Here is a 15,993-nt window from a genome sequence, read left to right on the forward strand (position 1 = left end):
GCGAGCCCGGGATCCATAGCCACAGGATCGGGTTTGGCGAAGATTCGTTGTGACGGAGTTTCTTAACCGCAAAATTCTGTGGTAATGGGTTTTGGCTTTCGCCATGACGACTGCGGAGGGTCCTGCGCGACTGCGCCGCATCACCAAGTCACGTCAGCACCTTCACCCCGCCGAATGACGTCACACGGCCCTCGCGCAGCATCACGATTTGCGTTGCGAGCTGGCGCAGCTCGGCGGCGTCGTGGCTGACATAGACCATGGGCACGTTGGCCTCGTCGCGCAGCCGCACGAGGTAGGGCAGGATCTCGAGCTTGCGGCCCTCGTCCAGCGCGCCGAGCGGCTCGTCGAGCAAAAGCAGCCGCGGCTTGGACAGTAGTGCGCGCCCGAGCGCGACGCGCTGGCGCTCGCCACCGGAGAGCTTTCCGGGGCGGCGACCCTGCAGGGCGCCGATGTCGAGCAGATCGACGATGCGTCTCTCCTGTGCCGGATCATGCGCCAGGTGGTTCATCCGCCGGCCATAGTCGAGATTCTCAGCGACGTTCATATGCGGAAACAGCCGCGCATCCTGAAACACGTAACCGATGCGCCGGCGGTAGGCCGGCACGTGAATACCGGCCGCGGTGTCGTCGACCGTCTCGCCATCGATGATGATCGTACCACGGTCAGGCCGTAGCAAGCCCGCGATCATGTTCACCAGCGAAGTCTTGCCGGCGCCGGACGCGCCGAACAGGCCGGTCACGCGCCCTTCGCTCACGAAGGAGGCGTAGAGCGAGAATTCACCGAGCTGTTTCTCGACGTCGACGCGCAGCATGGTCAATTCCCGTGCAGCCGTGCGGTCGCGCGCCGCGCGAACCATTCGGCCGCCATCAGCGCGCCGAGCGCGATCACGATCGAGATGATCACGAGCCGTCCCGCCGCGGCATCGCCGTCCGGCGTCTGGATCAGCGAATAGATGGCGGAGGAGATCGTCTGTGTCTCGCCGGGAATGTTGGAGACGAAGGTGATGGTCGCGCCGAACTCGCCGATGGCCTTGGCAAAGCCGAGCACCATGCCGGCAAGCACGCCGGGCAGCGCGAGTGGCAAGGTGACCGTCAAGAACACCTTCCATGGTGCAGCACCCAGCGTCTCCGCGGCCTGCTCGAGCCTGCGGTCGATCGCCTCGATCGAGAGCCGCATCGGACGCACCAGCAGCGGAAACGACATGATACCGCAGGCGAGCGCAGCGCCGGTCCAGCGAAACGCGAAGACGATGCCGAGATAGTCGGCGAGAAAGCCGCCGACGAGGCCGCGCCGGCCAAACGTCAGCAACAGCAGATAGCCGGTGACGACCGGCGGCAGCACCAAAGGCAAGTGCACCAGCGCGTCGAGCAGCGATTTGCCCCAGAAATCACGTCGCGCGAGCAGCCAGGCCAGCGCGATGCCGAACGGCGTCGCCACCAGCGTCGCGATGACCGCGACCCGCAAGGAAAGCAGGATCGCGGTCCATTCGGCCGATGTGATCGCGGACATCAGATCGTAAGCATCAAGCTGCAGGCATTAGGTTGTGGGGCTGATCAGGAACTTGAAGCCATATTTCTCGAGGATCGTCTTGGCCGTCGTCGAGCGCAGGAAGGCGAGATAGTCGTTCGTCTCGCCCTTCGCGGTCGTGGTCGCGGCGACCGGATAGATGATCGCGGGATGCGAATCTGCCGGGAAGGTGCCGACGATCTTCACGCCGGGTTCGATCTTGGCGTCGGTCGAATAGACGATCCCGAGCGCGGCCTCACCACGCGCCACCAGCGTCAGCGCAGCGCGCACGCTCTCGGCCATGGCGAATTTCGGCTCGGCCGCCTGCCACGCGCCGAGCTTCTCCAGAGCGGCCTTGGCGTATTTGCCGACCGGCACAGACTTTACGTCGCCGGTCGCGATCTTGCCGTCGCCGGCGAGCTTTGCGAGGTCAAAGCCCTGGGCGATCGTGACGTTGTCGATCTTGGAATCCTTCGGTGCGATCAGCACGATGCTGTTGCCAAGCAGGTTGACGCGGGTCGGTTCGTTGATGGTCTTTTTGGCTGTAGCGTAATCCATCCAGTCGGTGTCGGCGGAGACGAACACGTCGGCCGGCGCGCCCTGCTCGATCTGTTTTGCCAATACGGAGCTCGCGGCATAGCTGACCGTGAACTTGACGCCGGTCTTGGCGGTGTAGGCCGCGTCGATCTCGTCGAGCGCGTTCTTCATCGAGGCGGCGGCGAAGACGGTGATGGTCTTGTCCTCGGCGACCGCGGGCGAGAGGGCCGCACCAAGGAGGATCACAAAAGCGGTGAAAAGTCCGGCAAAACGAAACATGGATAGCGCTCCGTGCGAGGTCGCGCGCACAAACGCACGCGCAGATCTGGCGTGAGGTGGGTTGGGTGCGACGGACGGAAGGCGCTGTTCCGCTAGTCCCCGCAACGGCTTACGGCCGGCAAGGGTATCGCACTGCAAACATAGCAGGCTGGGGCTTATGGTAAAGGCGACCGTTTGTCTAACGGATGACGGCTATTCGGCGGGCAGGATCGCGATCGAGACCGAATTCTCCCGGGCACCACTGACCTGGAGCATGAACGGCTTGGCTGAAAGCTCGTATTTCATGGTCTTGCGAATGCCGTCACAGTCGGTCGCGCCGCTGAAGGCGACGGGCTTGAGGAAGTGCCCGTCCTGGACCAGGTCGACCCAGGCGCCCGCCGACAGGCTGATCGTATAGACGCCCGCCTTGGGCGCGGACTTGAAGCTCAGGAAGCCGGCAAAAGTGCCGTCCTTCGGTGCGCGCTCCGGCGGGGAGGGCAGTTTGGCGTCGGCGGGCGCGACCAGCGTCAGTGCGATGGCCGATGGCGGCACGGCCGCCTGTTCGCTGCCTGTGGCAAGCTTGGCGCGATCCGGCGCGGTGAGCGCAGCGCGGTCCCGTTCGATCGGCCATTTGAACTTGTCGCAGCCGCTCGGCTCTTCGGCTGCAAGGGCGGAGGTCGTGCTGACGAAGAGCACGGCAAGGAGGGTGAGGGCGCGCATGTCAAATCTCATCGTTGGCGGCGCGGTGGTGCCGCGCGCGTGCAGTCAGGTTTGTTGTCGAAGAACGGGACGCGCATCCCGAGATGTCGCGTGCTTACGGCACAACGGCGGGCCGATCCTAGCGCATTCGTGTGGTACGAGCCAACCGTCCGTGTCGTCCTGGACGAGCGAGCGCAGATCCAGGACCCACTACCCCAGGGAGTAGTTTGGCGAAGATTCGCGGTTGGCAGTTCGCGCCACGTCTCCTCCCTGGGGTAATGGGGCCTGGCTTTCGCCAGGACGACGTTTGAGTGTGAGGCGGCAGCGTGCAAGCCGATGCTACGGCTTCGCGTCCGGTGCGTGCAGCACGGCTTTGCAGGCAGCAGGCATTTGCGCCAGCGTCATCGGCGGCTTCGGCTTGGGCGGCTCCGGCGGTGGCTTGGGATGCAGCACGCCTTCGCTGAACCAGTAGGCTAGATCGGACGGCTTGCATCCTTCGTCATCGGACTGCGACTTCTGGCTCTCGCATTCGCTCGCGCCGAGCGGGCAGCGCATGCGGATGTGGAAGTGATAGTCGTGGCCCCACCACGGCCGGATTTTCGATAGCCAGGAGCGGTCGCCCTCGGCCTCGCGGCAGAGCGCCTTCTTGATTGCGGGATTGACGAAGATGCGCTGTACCGCCGGCTCCTGTGCCGCATCGCGCAGCACCAGGACGTGGCCAGGGGTGAACACTTTTGGATCGATATCGAGCCGGTCCTCGCGCACCATCATCACCGCGGACGTCTCCTCGCGCTCCTCGCGCGAGAGACGATGGTCCGGCATCGGCGTCAGCCAGATGTCGGCATCCAGACCAATCTGGTGGCTGGCATGGCCCGACAGCGCAGGTCCGCCGCGCGGCTGGCCGATGTCGCCGACCAGGATGCCCGGCCAGCCGGCATCCTTGTGTGCCTTGGCCGCAAGGCGCTTGATCAGCGCGATCATGTCCGGATGGCCCCAGTTGCGATTGCGCGACAGCCGCATCACCTGCCAGTTCTCGCCGTTGAGCGGCATCTGCACCGCGCCGCCGATGCAACCCTTGACGTAGGAGCCGATGACATGCGCCGGCCCCATGGAGGGCAGCAGCTTTCGCGCGAACAGCTCCTTCGCGCCGAGCTTGGGGTCGTTCGGATTGGCGAGCGGCGGCAGCGGTTTGGGGTTAACGCTGCCCTTGTCCTGGGCCAGCGCGCCGCCGGCGTTCAGGAGGGCAAGCAGAAGTAGGAGGGGGGCGAGGCGGCAGGGACTCATGCTGAGGCCTTTTATACCCCAACGCCGCCGCAGGGTTAAGAACCAGGCTTTCGAGCGGGCCCGAACTCACAGCGTCTTTACAGGGACGCACGAAAGACCGCGCGACAGTCTGCAGGACGTCGGATCACTTCACCCGGGATGAGAACGCTTCTGACGATCGGCATGAGCAACCTGGATCGACGCGTGCCGCTGTCGCGGCGATGGCGGTTGTTTGTCGCGGGCCGCGCCGCAAAGGTTCACTGCCGACCGACCGCTTGCGGTGGTGAAAGCTGCTGCGAGTGGTGTCCACAACGAACTTGATCGGGACCTGCGCGACTAATCGCATGACCGGATCAAGGGAGCGAGAAAATGCAGGGCAAAACATCTTGGATCAGGCGATCTTGGATCGGCCTGTTCGTTGCCTGCAGCATCGGCGTCTGCTCGGGAGCGCTTGCCGCGCAGCCTGCGGCTCCGGCGCCGGGCTACAGGATCGAGGAGAAATACACCAAGACATCGCCGGACGGCGCGACAACGATCGAGCAATATCTCAACCAGGACACGGACGACTGGAAATGGCAATTCTGGGCGCGCCGGCCGGGGACATTCACGCTGCTTGATCCGGAGCCGGCCGACTATCCCGCCGATTTTCTCTTCACCAACGACCTGAAATGGATCGTTCGCCTGCAAAAGACCGGCTCGGGTGAGGCGACGCTCCATCTGTATCGCCTCGCTTCCGATCGCTACGCTTCCGCGAGCAAGAAGCCGCTCGGCGATCTGGCGTGGGACTATCTGAAAACTCGTCCCGACTGGCGAAGGATCAGGAAGGCGCCGGAGTATCACATGTCGGCGAATCTGGTGAGGGGGCTCGAAGAGAACTATCGCTGGCTCGGCGTCGATTGGCCGGCCAACCGCTATATCCTGATCAGCCTGTCGGGGGATGCCGACGTCAAGGGCCGCAAGCCCATGCAGACCGGCGTGGTGAGCGGCTGGAGCTGCAGATATGATCTGCAGACCGGCAAGTTCGACGTGCCCGCTGTTTTGTCCGACCACAATGCGAAAGCTGTCGCGCCGAAGTCGCCAGGTGCTGATTAGGGTTCTGGACCCGAAAAATGGCCCCGGCGGCGGTCTCTCTTAACACCGCGATAACCCTATGTGGAACTGATCAAAATTCGCGCTGTGACGCGAGGAATAGCGGTGCCCGTATACAAACGGACACGTATTCGGAATCGATTCATAGGGAGTGCGCGTTTTTGCGCCACCCCTCCCTCCAATCGCGACCACCGCATTCGCCTGTCGCGACGGTCAACGCGCGGTCGCCCTGCAAACGGGCACGAAGGCAACAATGCGCAGGGGGCGCCGAGCCGCGCGCCCGGCGGACCGGTGTACCAGGATTACTTTTTTTTCAGACACTTGTCCGACAACTCGCGTTTGCCAAGTGCGAATGGGGCGGTTGAAGTTGAGGTTGGGGTCTCGAAAAGCAGGAAAGCGAAAGCGGACGGCGCTCACCTGGACAGCCGGACGATCGCGCAAGCCCGCGTCGAAGCGTGCGAGGCCTCATGGTGCGCCGGTCGAGACCGATGCGCTCGTGCAGAGCCGGGCGGAGGCGGAAGCTGCGGTCGCGGAGGCGCGGAAATCGCATGAGCGGCTGCGCCAGGCGATCGACATCCTGCCGCAGGGTATCGTGTTTCTCGATCCTGAGGGCCGCTACGTTCTCTGGAACAGGCAATACGCCGAGATCTACAACAGGACGGCCGACCTGTTCGTGGAAGGTACGCGGCTGGAGGATACGCTGCGCATCGGCGTCGCGCGCGGCGAATATCCTGAAGCTGCCGGCCGTGAAGAGGAATGGATCGCCGAGCGGCTGCAAAAGCTCTATCAGCCCGGCGCGCGTCACGAGCAGCAGCTTGCCGATGGCCGCGTCATCCTGATCGAGGAGCGCCTCACCGATGACGGCGGCGTCGTCGGCCTGCGCGTCGACATCACCGAATTGAAGCAGCGCGAGGCCTCGTTCCGCCTGTTGTTCGATGGCAATCCGGTGCCGATGATCGTCTGCGCGCTGGACGACGAACGCATCCTCGGCGTCAACGACGCTGCGGTCGCGCATTACGGCCACAGTCGTGCCGAATTCGAGAAGCTGACGATCCGCTCGCTGCAGGCCTTCGACAGCGAGCCGCCCTGGACGAGCGGACGGAGCAGCGAGGAGCAGGCCGCGCGCACCTGGACGCATGTGAAGGCCGACGGCGCGCTGATCGATCTCGCAATCTACTCGCGCGAACTGACCTACGCGGGCCGCCCGGCGGTGCTGCTGGCGCTGATGGACATCACCGAGCGCAAGCGTGCCGAGGCGCGGCTTGCCTTCATGGCCCAGCACGACGGCCTGACCGGGCTGCCGAACCGCAACCTGCTGCGTCAGCAGATCGACGAGATGCTGCTGCATACGCGCCGCAACGCCGAGAAGGTCGCGGTGCTGATGCTGGGCCTCGACAATTTCAAGGCGGTCAACGACACGCTCGGCCACGCGATCGGCGACAAGCTGCTGCGCGGCGTCGCCAAGCGCCTGCGCTCCACCCTGCGCGATGAGGACGCGCTGGCGCGGCTGAATTCGGATGAATTCGTCATCGTCCAGAGCGGCCTGACCCGGCCCGAGGATGCGGTGGGGCTGGCAAAGCGCCTGCTGGAGGCGATCGCCGATCCCTATCTGCTCGACGGCCATTCCGTGGTGATCGGCGCTTCCATCGGCATTGCCATGGCGCCCGGCGACGGCGATGAATCCGAGAAGCTGCTCAAGAGCGCCGACATGGCGCTGTCGCGCGCCAAGAGCGATGCGCGCGGCACGTTCGCGTTCTTCGAGGCGGCGCTGCATGCGAAGGCGCAGAGTCGCCGCAAGATCGAGGTCGAGCTGCGCGATGCGATCCAGAACGATGTGCTGCGGCCGTTCTATCAGCCGCTGATCGATCTTTCGACCGGCCGCATCAGCGGCTTCGAGGCGCTGGTGCGCTGGCCGCATGCCGAGCGCGGCATGGTCTCGCCGGCCGAGTTCATTCCGGTCGCCGAGGACACCGGACTGATCAACCCGCTAGGCGGGCTCATGCTGCGCCGGGCCTGCATGGATGCCGCAACCTGGCCGGACGACGTCCGCGTCGCCGTCAACCTGTCGCCGCTGCAATTCCGCGGCGGCAATCTGCTCTCGATGATCACCGAGGCGCTGAAGCATTCCGACCTGCCGCCGCACCGGCTCGAGCTCGAGATCACCGAGACGCTGCTGCTCGAGAAGAGCGCCCAGGTGCTGGCGACGCTGCATGCCTTGCGCGCGCTCGGGGTGCGGATCTCCATGGACGATTTCGGCACCGGCTATTCCAGCCTCAGCTACTTACGCAGCTTCCCCTTCGACAAGATCAAGATCGACCAGTCCTTCGTGCGCGATCTCGGCGCCAACCGCGAATCGCAGGCGATCATCCGTTCGATCGTCAGCCTCGGCAAAGGCTTGGGCGTCACCATCACCGCCGAGGGTGTCGAGACCGAGGCCGAGCTGAGCTGCCTGCGCGCCGAGGGCTGCCACGAGGGGCAGGGTTTCCTGTTCTCCAAGGCACGCCCCAATGCAGAGATCGTCAGCCTGCTCGCGGCGCAGCGCGGCGCGGACGCGCTGGTGGCCTGATTGAACCTCCGCCTCCGTCCCGGTGGATCGGATGACGGAATCGGCGCCCGACGAGTCTCACTGCCCCAGCCACGATGAACGAGGCCGGTTACGAGGTGCATGCCGGCTCCTGTCGATTCAACCTAGCTCGGTTGCGCCGACAGAATCGCCCTGCCGACATCCTCAAAATGCGTATCGCGCGCCTGGATCTGCTGGGCGATCGCGTGCATGTCGCGCAAGCGCCGTTCGAACGGATTGCTGCGGAACACCGCGGTCGCGCCCGCCATGTGATAGGCGGTATCGACCACCTTCGCCGACTGTTGGATGGTCCAGGTTGACGCCAGCCGCACGGCGATGCGATGCGGCTCGCTGAATTCGCCAGACACGGTCAGCTCGCGCCACATCGCGTTTGCCGTCGCATGGAGATAGGCGCGCGCGGCGCGCAGATCGCCTTCGGTGCGGCCGATCAGCCCCTGTACGGCGGCATTGTCGCGCATCGCCTTCGCCGCAAGTGACTGGTGCTTGCCGCGCGCGAGCGCGATGGCCGCATCCAGCGTCGCCCGCGCGACGCCGAGCGAGATCGCGGCAAAGCCGAGGCTGAATGCCGAACCGGTGCCGAGCTTGTAGAGCGGCCCCTTTTCCCGCAAAGCTTGGGGCACATCACGAAATGTCGCGAAACGCTCGGGAATGAAGAGGTCGCTGACCTCGTAGGAATCGGTGCCGGTGCCGGCGAGCCCGATCGCGTGCCAGACATCGTGCAGAACGGCGCTGGTGGCCGGAAACAGCAGGGTGCGCACCTCAGGCGAGCCATCGGCATTTTTGCGTGGCGCTCCGTCAGCACTGACGATGCGGACATGCGCGCCCAGCCAGCTTGCCTGCCGCGAGCCGGAGGCAAAATCCCAGCGCGCAGTGACGCGATAGCCGCCCTCGACCGCCCGCGCCTCATGGGCAACCGCGCCCCAGGCGAGGATGCCGGGTGGGGTGTTGAAGATCTCATGCGCCACGTCGTGATCGAGCGAGGCCGCGATCATCCCGCAGACGCTGCACTGGCCGAGGCACCAGGCCGTAGAGGCGTCGAGCTTCGCGATCTCCTCCAGCATCTGCATGAAGACTTCAGGCGCGGCCTCGGCACCGCCAAGGCTTTGCGGCAGCAGCGTGCGGTAAAGCCCGTTCTCGATCAGGGCCGAGACAACAGGTTCCGTCAATCGCCGCGTCCGCTCGATCTCGTCCGCCTCGCCCGCAATCAAGGCGCCAAGCGCCCGCGCCCGCTCGACCAGGCCAAATCCGGGAAGCTCAGTCATCCGCGTTTCCTCGCCCATTCTTGTCGTGAGCTGTGAGGACGGGGATGGTGGTCTATTTGGCGCGGAGGATCAAGGTGAGGGCTCTCGTTCCCGGGGATGCATCAGTGTCGAGTCTGGCATCTCGTTGGTTCTTCGGGACATATTGCGTTGGCCGCGCGAGCTTGATCGCAAACGGAGCAAAGCGGACGGAACCATCGCCGCGTCACGCTAACGGGCTCCTGGCTACACGGTCTGCTCAGGCCGGCACTTTCCGTCCGATCAGTCCGAACACGATCATGACGATACTGATGCCGCCGACAGCGCCGGAGACTTCGCCCACCGTACGCATCAGGGCGACGGGATCGTTGGACCAGGGCGTCATGTCCCGCATGGAAAAGAAAAACAGGGCGGCCAAAGCCAGGAGCACGACGCCTACGGCAATCAATCGCCAGTTTCGCTTCCGCATGACAGACTCTCCCCTGTACCGGTCCTGGGCGGACGCGGCAGATCATTCAGCAGAGGAATAGTGTCGTCGATTTCCGTGCGGGTTCGATCAGCCGACGAATAAACGTGTGCCATGCGCCGAACTTCAGCGGCAGCAGCGAACGTCGACCGGCCGACGGCACCCGCCAATTGCGCCGAAAATGACCCGCAGCCACGATCGCCGTGCTCTGCGACACGCTCTCCTCAATATTTCAAAACCGCGGGCAAAACGTACTTATCGAGTAGTTGGATTTCGGGTGCGATCATCTGGACGGACTGGAGCGACGCGTTGAAGACAACGATCGTGTCAAGCTCGGGGATAATGACAACCTTTTGCGCATTGAAGCCCATCGCGGCCGTCCACTCAACGACGCGGCTCTCGATCAGCGATTGACCTCGCCACCACTGGAAACCATATGACAAGCGCTTTTGAGCCTTGATTTGCTCCGCCGTCGATTGAGCAATCCAGGGCGCAGGGACGATCTGCTTCCCCTCCCAGGCCCCGCGGTTCAGAACGAGCTGGCCGATTTTCGCCCAGTCGCGGGGGCGCAGGCTAAGCCCTGTGCTGGACGTCGGAACGCCATTGCTGAGGCGCCCATACCAGTCGATGTCCTGGATACCGAGAGGCACGAAGATATTCTCACGTGCCAGAACATCGACGGTTTTCCCAAAGACCTTTTGCAGGACCGCTCCGATGAGTTCTGTTTCTGCACCGTTGTATTCGAAGGAAATGCCGGGATCTCGCGCGAGGTTCTGTTCGAGCGTATGCCGATAGGGATCGTGTTCGTGGTGTAGTATCGGATGCGCGACGGACGGGCTCAGTCCGGCCGACATTGTCAGAAGGTTCCGTAGCGTGATGCGATCCTTTGCCGGCGTACGAAGATCGGCGTACTCAGGGAAATATGAAAAAATTGGAGCGTCCAGGTCCTTGATCAGGCCGCGATCCATTGCAATTCCGACCAGAAGCGATACCACGCTCTTGGTCATCGAATTGCCGACATGCTTGATGGTCGCGTCGAAGGATAGATGGTTCGGGTAGTCAAAGTAACGTTCGTAAACAAGCGCGCCATGACGAACGACGACAATCGAGTCGACGTTGGGGAGCTTGCCATCAATAACCCCTTTTCCCATCGCGCACAGCAAGGCGGCGTCAAATCCCTGTTGCTCCGGCGAACTGATGCGCCATCCGTCGTGGATATCAGATGGCTTGCCACAGTCAGGGTTTGACTCGCCTCCGATTGCGAACTCGACCGTGGAGAGAATTAGAGACAAGGTAGCCGAGATGACAACCAAGCGGATCGCTGCTGCGCGCATTTGTATTCCCCAGCCCATCGCAGACAATGTCTCGACCTGCGAGCGTTTAGTTCGTGTGCATACACCTCATGAGAGGTGCCGATTGGCTGCCACACGAGCTTTCATGCTTGCCATCGCGATCTCGTCCAGCGCATCGGGCAAAATTATGGCTCAATCTCTACCGGACCCCGCGACGTTCGATCCGGTCGGCGTCATCGACGGAATCAAAATCACGTCTTCAGCCTGCGAAGACATTGAGCGGCGCCAGACGGCAGTCTGGGTCCGAGTCGATGGTCAAGGCTACTGCCTGAGATACTATGCCGCCGGCCTCACATCCAATGGGCCGAATCCCCTTGTCGCTGCCTGGATGTCCGGCGACGTGATGGGCGGCCCGAAAGGCGTCGCTCATCAGCAAGGGCTGGGGGTCGCCTCGATGATTGAGCAGTCCACCACATTGTCCAACCGCTACGCCGTGCCTTATATTTTTCTCGCCCGACCCGGTACTTATGGCAGCGCCGGCAAACATTATGACATCAGGCACACGCCGCTCGAAGCGAAGCTCGTCGAGGCTCAGATCGATGCCTTGAAGGCGCGTTATCATATTGATCGATGGGTGCTCGGTGGGCACAGTGGCGGCGGAACGCTTGCCGCCGAATTTCTCGCCCGGCGCAACGATATCCAATGTGCGGTGCTTTCCTCTCCTGCGGCCGCCTATCGTGCCAGGCTCGAGAAAAGAGGGTTTGTGCACCGGCTCAAGACCGAAGTCTTTTTCGATCCCTACGACTCGACAGACAAGATACCGAACCAGCCTGGGCGACGAATATTCCTGATCGCAGACCCGCGCGATACCAACATTCCGTTTTCAACGCAGGAGCTTTACTTCAATGCATTGAAGAAGCGGGGCCTTGATGCCTGGTTGTTGCCTCTGCAGAAAGCTCCCAAGCCAAAGTATCATAGCCTCGTTGATTTCGGCGAGACCGCAACGGGGATGTGCGCGAGCGGCGCGACGACCGCCTCCATCATCGAGAGACTGAACGAGATGCCTGTGCAGACAGACCGAGTATCGAATTGATGAGGTCGGGCTCGCGCCAACTGGCACGCGGCTCCTTAAGGACCGGGGCCTTTATTCCAAGCGAATAACTTGGCGCTGGCCGCCAGGATCTTCGCCTTGGTCCCCGCTCCTAGAAGGTCCCCCATAGACCCGGCGATGCCTGCGAATAGCGCGTGTAGGTGTGATAAAGCGTATTTGGATCTCTCAACAGCGACTGCAGGTGCTTGAGAAACGCGTTCGCGTTGCCGAGCGCGCCGGAATCGCTGCTGGTCAATGTGGTTTTCGGACCGATGGGCATCGGACCCTGAGTAGCGTTCTGATATTGTGCGGATCGCTGAACTTCGTGCTGCACTTCTGAAAATGTCCGGAAGATTTCATCCTCCGCGTGCGACATCTGCTGTCCCACGATCGTATAGCAACTGTCGACATCCTTTCCACGACATTGCTCCAAAATCTCCCGGAAAAGATAATGGCGCCACTTCAAATGTTCGGGCGGGCCAGTCTCTCCATCGAACGGCAGATTGCCCGAGGTTGCGGTCGTCATGTTCTTTCGTTCGGGCGTTCTGTCTTCCAAGCGTCCATCCAATCGCACTTTCAACTGCACATAAAGAAAGACAGCGCGTCGATCATAGTACCAGAGATTCAGTAAGGCAGGATATCCGGCGGACGTTGCAAGGTGAACCCAGTCGCGAATCCGTCTGACGCGGTCGATCCCCCACTTGTTCGGCGGATTCCACGCCGAACTGTCGGTGGCCGCGGTGGCCTGATCCAGGATCTGTTCGACGAGATGCTTCTCCATGCCGGTCACCACATCCTGGCGGGCCTGGATGTGTTCCCCTTCCTCTTGGCTGAAGTCTATTGTCGGAAGCTCGAAGCGAATGCTCATCACCCATCGCATCGACGCGGTCGGGTCCCGCCGACGCCAAAGGAACCCCAATATCCTTACGGTCGGCCCGGGCCGATTGGCCGGATGCCGGAAGAAGTCGTGAATGTTTTTCAGATCCCCGCTGGCGCGGACGAAACCACGCGCGAACACGCCACCGTCGCTGCGATAGACCACTTCGCCACGAATTGCATGGGCCACGCTCGCAGCAAAGATATCGAAATCGGGACTGTAGGGAACGTCGAGGACGAGTATCTTGCGTGGTTGGGGTTGATCGCCTCGTCCCTTCGCCGCGAGAGCGCGCCGTTGAAATTCCGCGATCGGCATATAGTCGGTTCGCCCTGGAACTTTGCCCATGCCGCTCTCCGGGTAACTGGAGTTTTTAATGGGACCTTCGCACGGAATGCGCCCCCCGAGGGTGAGCAGCATCAATGGCGATACGATAATTTGAGCAGCCGGAAACGTTGTTGGTTCGATGACGTTGATGACAAGGCCGTGATCGTCAGACGTTTTCGATCAGCACGCACGATAAAGGTGTTCGCTCAGCGATCCGCCTTCAGCGCGGCCATTAGCGCTGGAACACTATTCGCTGCCGGTTTCGCGCCAGAGTGTCCAGATCCAGCCGGCGAAGGTCGCGACCAGCACGGGATAGGCGTAGGTCGGCAACGGTGTGGACGTTGGCTCCAGCCGCTCACCCCAGAAAATTCTCGCCGCGGTGACGATGAACAGGACTGCGCTCGCGCTGCCGAGGATTCGGATCGGCATGGCGAACAGCCTTGGGACGCTGATGAGGAGAAGCGCCGTCCCCCAAAGAGCGGCACCGGCGGCAAACGCAGCGATGCTGCCCGGCTGATCTGCCGCAGGTCCTGAAAGCATGATGACACCCTCGCCGATGGCAAAAACCAGAAAGCCGCCGGCGACCACGTCATATCCTGCCCGAAAGTATTTTGTGGCGAGCAGTGCTGCGGCCATCACAAGTGCCGAGCCGTCGATCGCCCACAGGATCGCCTGCACGTTCCGTTGCGTGACCATGGCCCCCGCCATTCCCAGGGTGCCACCAAGTGCGAGGCCCATAGCCGCGACAAAGTTGATCGAACGAAGCATCTTCGCCCCCAGGGAGGACGCTAAATCCCGCGGGCCACAATGATGCCATCATGCCGATGATTTGCCTGACGCGTCAAATCAATTTCGTAAAATCGAAAGGTCGGGCGCCGACCATCGCCGGCTGCTGCCGTGGCGGCTTGAGGGCGCGCCTCAGCTATCCACCTTGAGCGCGGCAATGAAGGCTTCCTGCGGGATGTCGACCTTGCCGAACTGCCGCATCTTCTTCTTGCCTTCCTTCTGCTTCTCCAGAAGTTTCCGCTTACGCGTGATGTCGCCGCCATAGCACTTTGCGGTGACGTCCTTGCGCAGGGCGCGGACCGTCTCGCGGGCGATCACCTTGCCGCCGATCGCTGCCTGGATCGGGATCTGGAACATGTGCGGCGGGATCAGCTCCTTCATCTTCTCGACCATGGCGCGGCCGCGACCCTCCGCGCGGGTGCGATGCACCAGCATCGAGAGCGCGTCGACCGGCTCGGCATTGACCAGGATCTGCATCTTGACGAGATCGGCTGGCTTGTAGTCGGTCAGATGATAGTCGAACGAAGCGTAGCCCTTGGAGACCGATTTCAGGCGGTCGTAGAAGTCGAACACGACCTCGTTGAGCGGCAAATCGTACTTCACCATGGCGCGGGAGCCGACATAGGTGAGCTCCTTCTGCGAGCCGCGGCGGTCCTGGCACAGCTTCAGCACGCTGCCGAGATATTCGTCGGGCGTCAGGATCGTGGCTTCGATCCAGGGCTCGTCGATTTCGGCGATCTTGACCACGTCGGGCATGTCGACGGGATTGTGAATCTCGATCTCCTGGCCGTCGGTGAGCTTCATCTTGTAGATGACGCTCGGCGCGGTCGCGATCAGGTTGAGATCGAACTCGCGCGACAAGCGCTCCTGGATGATCTCCAGGTGCAGCAGCCCGAGGAAGCCGCAGCGGAAGCCGAAGCCGAGCGCGGCCGAGGTCTCCATCTCGAAGGAGAAGCTGGCGTCGTTGAGGCGCAGCTTGCCCATCGCGGCGCGCAGCGTCTCGAAGTCGTCGGCGTCCACCGGAAACAGGCCGCAGAACACGACCGGGATCGCCGGCTTGAAGCCCGGCAGCATCTCGGAGACCGGCTTCTTGTCGTCGGTGATGGTGTCGCCGACGCGGGTGTCGGCGACTTCCTTGATCGCCGCGGTGATGAAGCCGATCTCGCCGGGGCCGAGCTCGTCGACCTGCTGCATCTTCGGGGTGAAGAAACCGACGCGCTCGATGTCATAGGCCGCGCCCGTGCCCATCATCCGGACGCGCTGGCCCTTCTTCATGACGCCGTCGACGACGCGGATCAGCACGACGACGCCGAGATAGACGTCGTACCAGCTGTCGACCAGCAGCGCCTTCAAGGTCGCATCGCGGTCGCCCTTCGGCGGCGGCAGACGGGTGACGATCGCCTCCAGCACATGGGGCACGCCGAGGCCGGTCTTGGCCGAGATCATCACCGCATCCGACGCGTCGATGCCGATGACGTCCTCGATCTGCTGCTTGATCTTCTCCGGTTCGGCGGCCGGCAGGTCGACCTTGTTCAGGACCGGGACGATCTCGTGATTGTTGTCGAGCGCCTGGTAGACGTTGGCGAGCGTCTGCGCCTCGACGCCCTGGCTGGCGTCGACGACGAGCAGGGAACCCTCGCAGGCCGCCAGCGACCGCGAGACTTCATAGGCGAAGTCGACATGGCCGGGCGTGTCCATCAGGTTGAAGATGTAATCCTTGCCGTCCTTGGCGCGATACGAGAGCCGAACGGTCTGCGCCTTGATGGTGATGCCGCGCTCGCGCTCGATATCCATGGAATCGAGCACCTGCTCCTTGCCGGCCATTTCGCGCTCGGACAGGCCGCCCGTCATCTGGATCAGGCGGTCGGCCAGCGTCGATTTGCCATGGTCGATGTGGGCGACGATGGAGAAATTGCGGATGTTGGAAATGGGGGCGGTCGTCATGGGGCGCGGGATACCACTCACATCCCCGTGCGGCAACCAT

At 62.8% G+C, this 15,993-nt stretch carries 14 protein-coding genes; 3 read left to right on the forward strand and 11 right to left on the reverse strand.

Translation table 11 applies throughout. The features are described from left to right. Positions 1-148: 148 nt before the first annotated feature. From modC to mepA, 5 genes are all read right to left on the reverse strand, one after another. Positions 149-811, reverse strand: a complete 663-nt coding sequence (modC, locus tag ACV1FX_RS35000) for a molybdenum ABC transporter ATP-binding protein (protein WP_473122094.1) — start codon at positions 809-811, stop codon at positions 149-151. Positions 812-813: 2 nt separating this feature from the next. After that, positions 814-1,509, reverse strand: a complete 696-nt coding sequence (modB, locus tag ACV1FX_RS35005; protein ID WP_473122095.1) for a molybdate ABC transporter permease subunit — start codon at positions 1,507-1,509, stop codon at positions 814-816. 27 nt (positions 1,510-1,536) lie between these two features. Next, positions 1,537-2,322 (reverse strand): molybdate ABC transporter substrate-binding protein, encoded by a 786-nt coding sequence (modA, locus tag ACV1FX_RS35010; protein ID WP_473122096.1) that lies wholly within the window; start codon positions 2,320-2,322, stop codon positions 1,537-1,539. A 192-nt stretch (positions 2,323-2,514) separates the two neighbouring features. Then, positions 2,515-3,021, reverse strand: a complete 507-nt coding sequence (locus ACV1FX_RS35015; RefSeq protein ID WP_473122097.1) for a hypothetical protein — start codon at positions 3,019-3,021, stop codon at positions 2,515-2,517. 318 nt (positions 3,022-3,339) lie between these two features. Further along, a complete protein-coding gene (gene mepA, locus ACV1FX_RS35020; protein WP_473122098.1) occupies positions 3,340-4,284 on the reverse strand; it encodes a penicillin-insensitive murein endopeptidase in 945 nt (314 codons plus the stop codon). Positions 4,285-4,632: 348 nt separating this feature from the next. On the opposite strand from mepA, the gene ACV1FX_RS35025 reads away from it, so the two are divergent. Together ACV1FX_RS35025 and ACV1FX_RS35030 are read left to right on the forward strand one after the other, a co-directional pair. After that, entirely contained in the window at positions 4,633-5,355 is a 723-nt protein-coding gene (locus ACV1FX_RS35025) for a hypothetical protein (protein ID WP_473122099.1), read from the forward strand. Positions 5,356-5,848: 493 nt separating this feature from the next. Further along, positions 5,849-7,918 (forward strand): putative bifunctional diguanylate cyclase/phosphodiesterase, encoded by a 2,070-nt coding sequence (locus ACV1FX_RS35030; protein ID WP_473122100.1) that lies wholly within the window; start codon positions 5,849-5,851, stop codon positions 7,916-7,918. A 122-nt stretch (positions 7,919-8,040) separates the two neighbouring features. Here the strand turns inward: ACV1FX_RS35030 and ACV1FX_RS35035 are convergent, their stop codons facing one another. From ACV1FX_RS35035 to ACV1FX_RS35045, 3 genes are all read right to left on the reverse strand, one after another. Beyond that, complete coding sequence (locus ACV1FX_RS35035; protein WP_473122101.1) at positions 8,041-9,198, reverse strand: acyl-CoA dehydrogenase family protein; 1,158 nt, start codon at positions 9,196-9,198, stop codon at positions 8,041-8,043. Positions 9,199-9,433: 235 nt separating this feature from the next. Then, positions 9,434-9,643: a hypothetical protein gene (locus ACV1FX_RS35040; RefSeq protein ID WP_473122102.1), complete on the reverse strand. Its 210-nt coding sequence runs from the start codon at positions 9,641-9,643 to the stop codon at positions 9,434-9,436. A 221-nt stretch (positions 9,644-9,864) separates the two neighbouring features. Beyond that, entirely contained in the window at positions 9,865-10,974 is a 1,110-nt protein-coding gene (locus ACV1FX_RS35045) for a serine hydrolase domain-containing protein (RefSeq protein WP_473122103.1), read from the reverse strand. 103 nt (positions 10,975-11,077) lie between these two features. On the opposite strand from ACV1FX_RS35045, the gene ACV1FX_RS35050 reads away from it, so the two are divergent. Continuing rightward, positions 11,078-12,025, forward strand: coding sequence for an alpha/beta hydrolase family protein (locus ACV1FX_RS35050; protein WP_473122104.1), 948 nt, complete (start codon positions 11,078-11,080; stop codon positions 12,023-12,025). A 109-nt stretch (positions 12,026-12,134) separates the two neighbouring features. Here ACV1FX_RS35050 and ACV1FX_RS35055 read toward each other — a convergent pair whose 3' ends face one another. The 3 genes from ACV1FX_RS35055 to lepA form a co-directional block, all read right to left on the reverse strand. Next, positions 12,135-13,244 carry a hypothetical protein gene (locus ACV1FX_RS35055; protein ID WP_473122105.1) on the reverse strand — a complete coding sequence of 370 codons (1,110 nt, stop codon included), beginning with the start codon at positions 13,242-13,244 and terminating at the stop codon, positions 12,135-12,137. A gap of 225 nt (positions 13,245-13,469) precedes the next feature. Further along, complete coding sequence (locus ACV1FX_RS35060) at positions 13,470-13,991, reverse strand: hypothetical protein (protein ID WP_473122106.1); 522 nt, start codon at positions 13,989-13,991, stop codon at positions 13,470-13,472. A gap of 150 nt (positions 13,992-14,141) precedes the next feature. Next, positions 14,142-15,953 (reverse strand): translation elongation factor 4, encoded by a 1,812-nt coding sequence (lepA, locus tag ACV1FX_RS35065; protein WP_473122107.1) that lies wholly within the window; start codon positions 15,951-15,953, stop codon positions 14,142-14,144. Between the last annotated feature and the right edge of the window lie 40 nt (positions 15,954-15,993).

It is taken from the genome of Bradyrhizobium ingae, from assembly GCF_055791185.1.

Bases quoted from the DNA above. Each gene is read 5' to 3' on its own strand.
- modC (WP_473122094.1), bottom strand. From the start codon at position 811: ATGCTGCGCGTCGACGTCGAGAAACAGCTCGGTGAATTCTCGCTCTAC.
- modB (WP_473122095.1), bottom strand. From the start codon at position 1,509: ATGTCCGCGATCACATCGGCCGAATGGACCGCGATCCTGCTTTCCTTG.
- modA (WP_473122096.1), bottom strand. From the start codon at position 2,322: ATGTTTCGTTTTGCCGGACTTTTCACCGCTTTTGTGATCCTCCTTGGT.
- ACV1FX_RS35015 (WP_473122097.1), bottom strand. From the start codon at position 3,021: ATGCGCGCCCTCACCCTCCTTGCCGTGCTCTTCGTCAGCACGACCTCC.
- mepA (WP_473122098.1), bottom strand. From the start codon at position 4,284: ATGAGTCCCTGCCGCCTCGCCCCCCTCCTACTTCTGCTTGCCCTCCTG.
- ACV1FX_RS35025 (WP_473122099.1), top strand. From the start codon at position 4,633: ATGCAGGGCAAAACATCTTGGATCAGGCGATCTTGGATCGGCCTGTTC.
- ACV1FX_RS35035 (WP_473122101.1), bottom strand. From the start codon at position 9,198: ATGACTGAGCTTCCCGGATTTGGCCTGGTCGAGCGGGCGCGGGCGCTT.
- ACV1FX_RS35040 (WP_473122102.1), bottom strand. From the start codon at position 9,643: ATGCGGAAGCGAAACTGGCGATTGATTGCCGTAGGCGTCGTGCTCCTG.
- ACV1FX_RS35045 (WP_473122103.1), bottom strand. From the start codon at position 10,974: ATGCGCGCAGCAGCGATCCGCTTGGTTGTCATCTCGGCTACCTTGTCT.
- ACV1FX_RS35050 (WP_473122104.1), top strand. From the start codon at position 11,078: ATGCTTGCCATCGCGATCTCGTCCAGCGCATCGGGCAAAATTATGGCT.
- ACV1FX_RS35055 (WP_473122105.1), bottom strand. From the start codon at position 13,244: ATGGGCAAAGTTCCAGGGCGAACCGACTATATGCCGATCGCGGAATTT.
- ACV1FX_RS35060 (WP_473122106.1), bottom strand. From the start codon at position 13,991: ATGCTTCGTTCGATCAACTTTGTCGCGGCTATGGGCCTCGCACTTGGT.
- lepA (WP_473122107.1), bottom strand. From the start codon at position 15,953: ATGACGACCGCCCCCATTTCCAACATCCGCAATTTCTCCATCGTCGCC.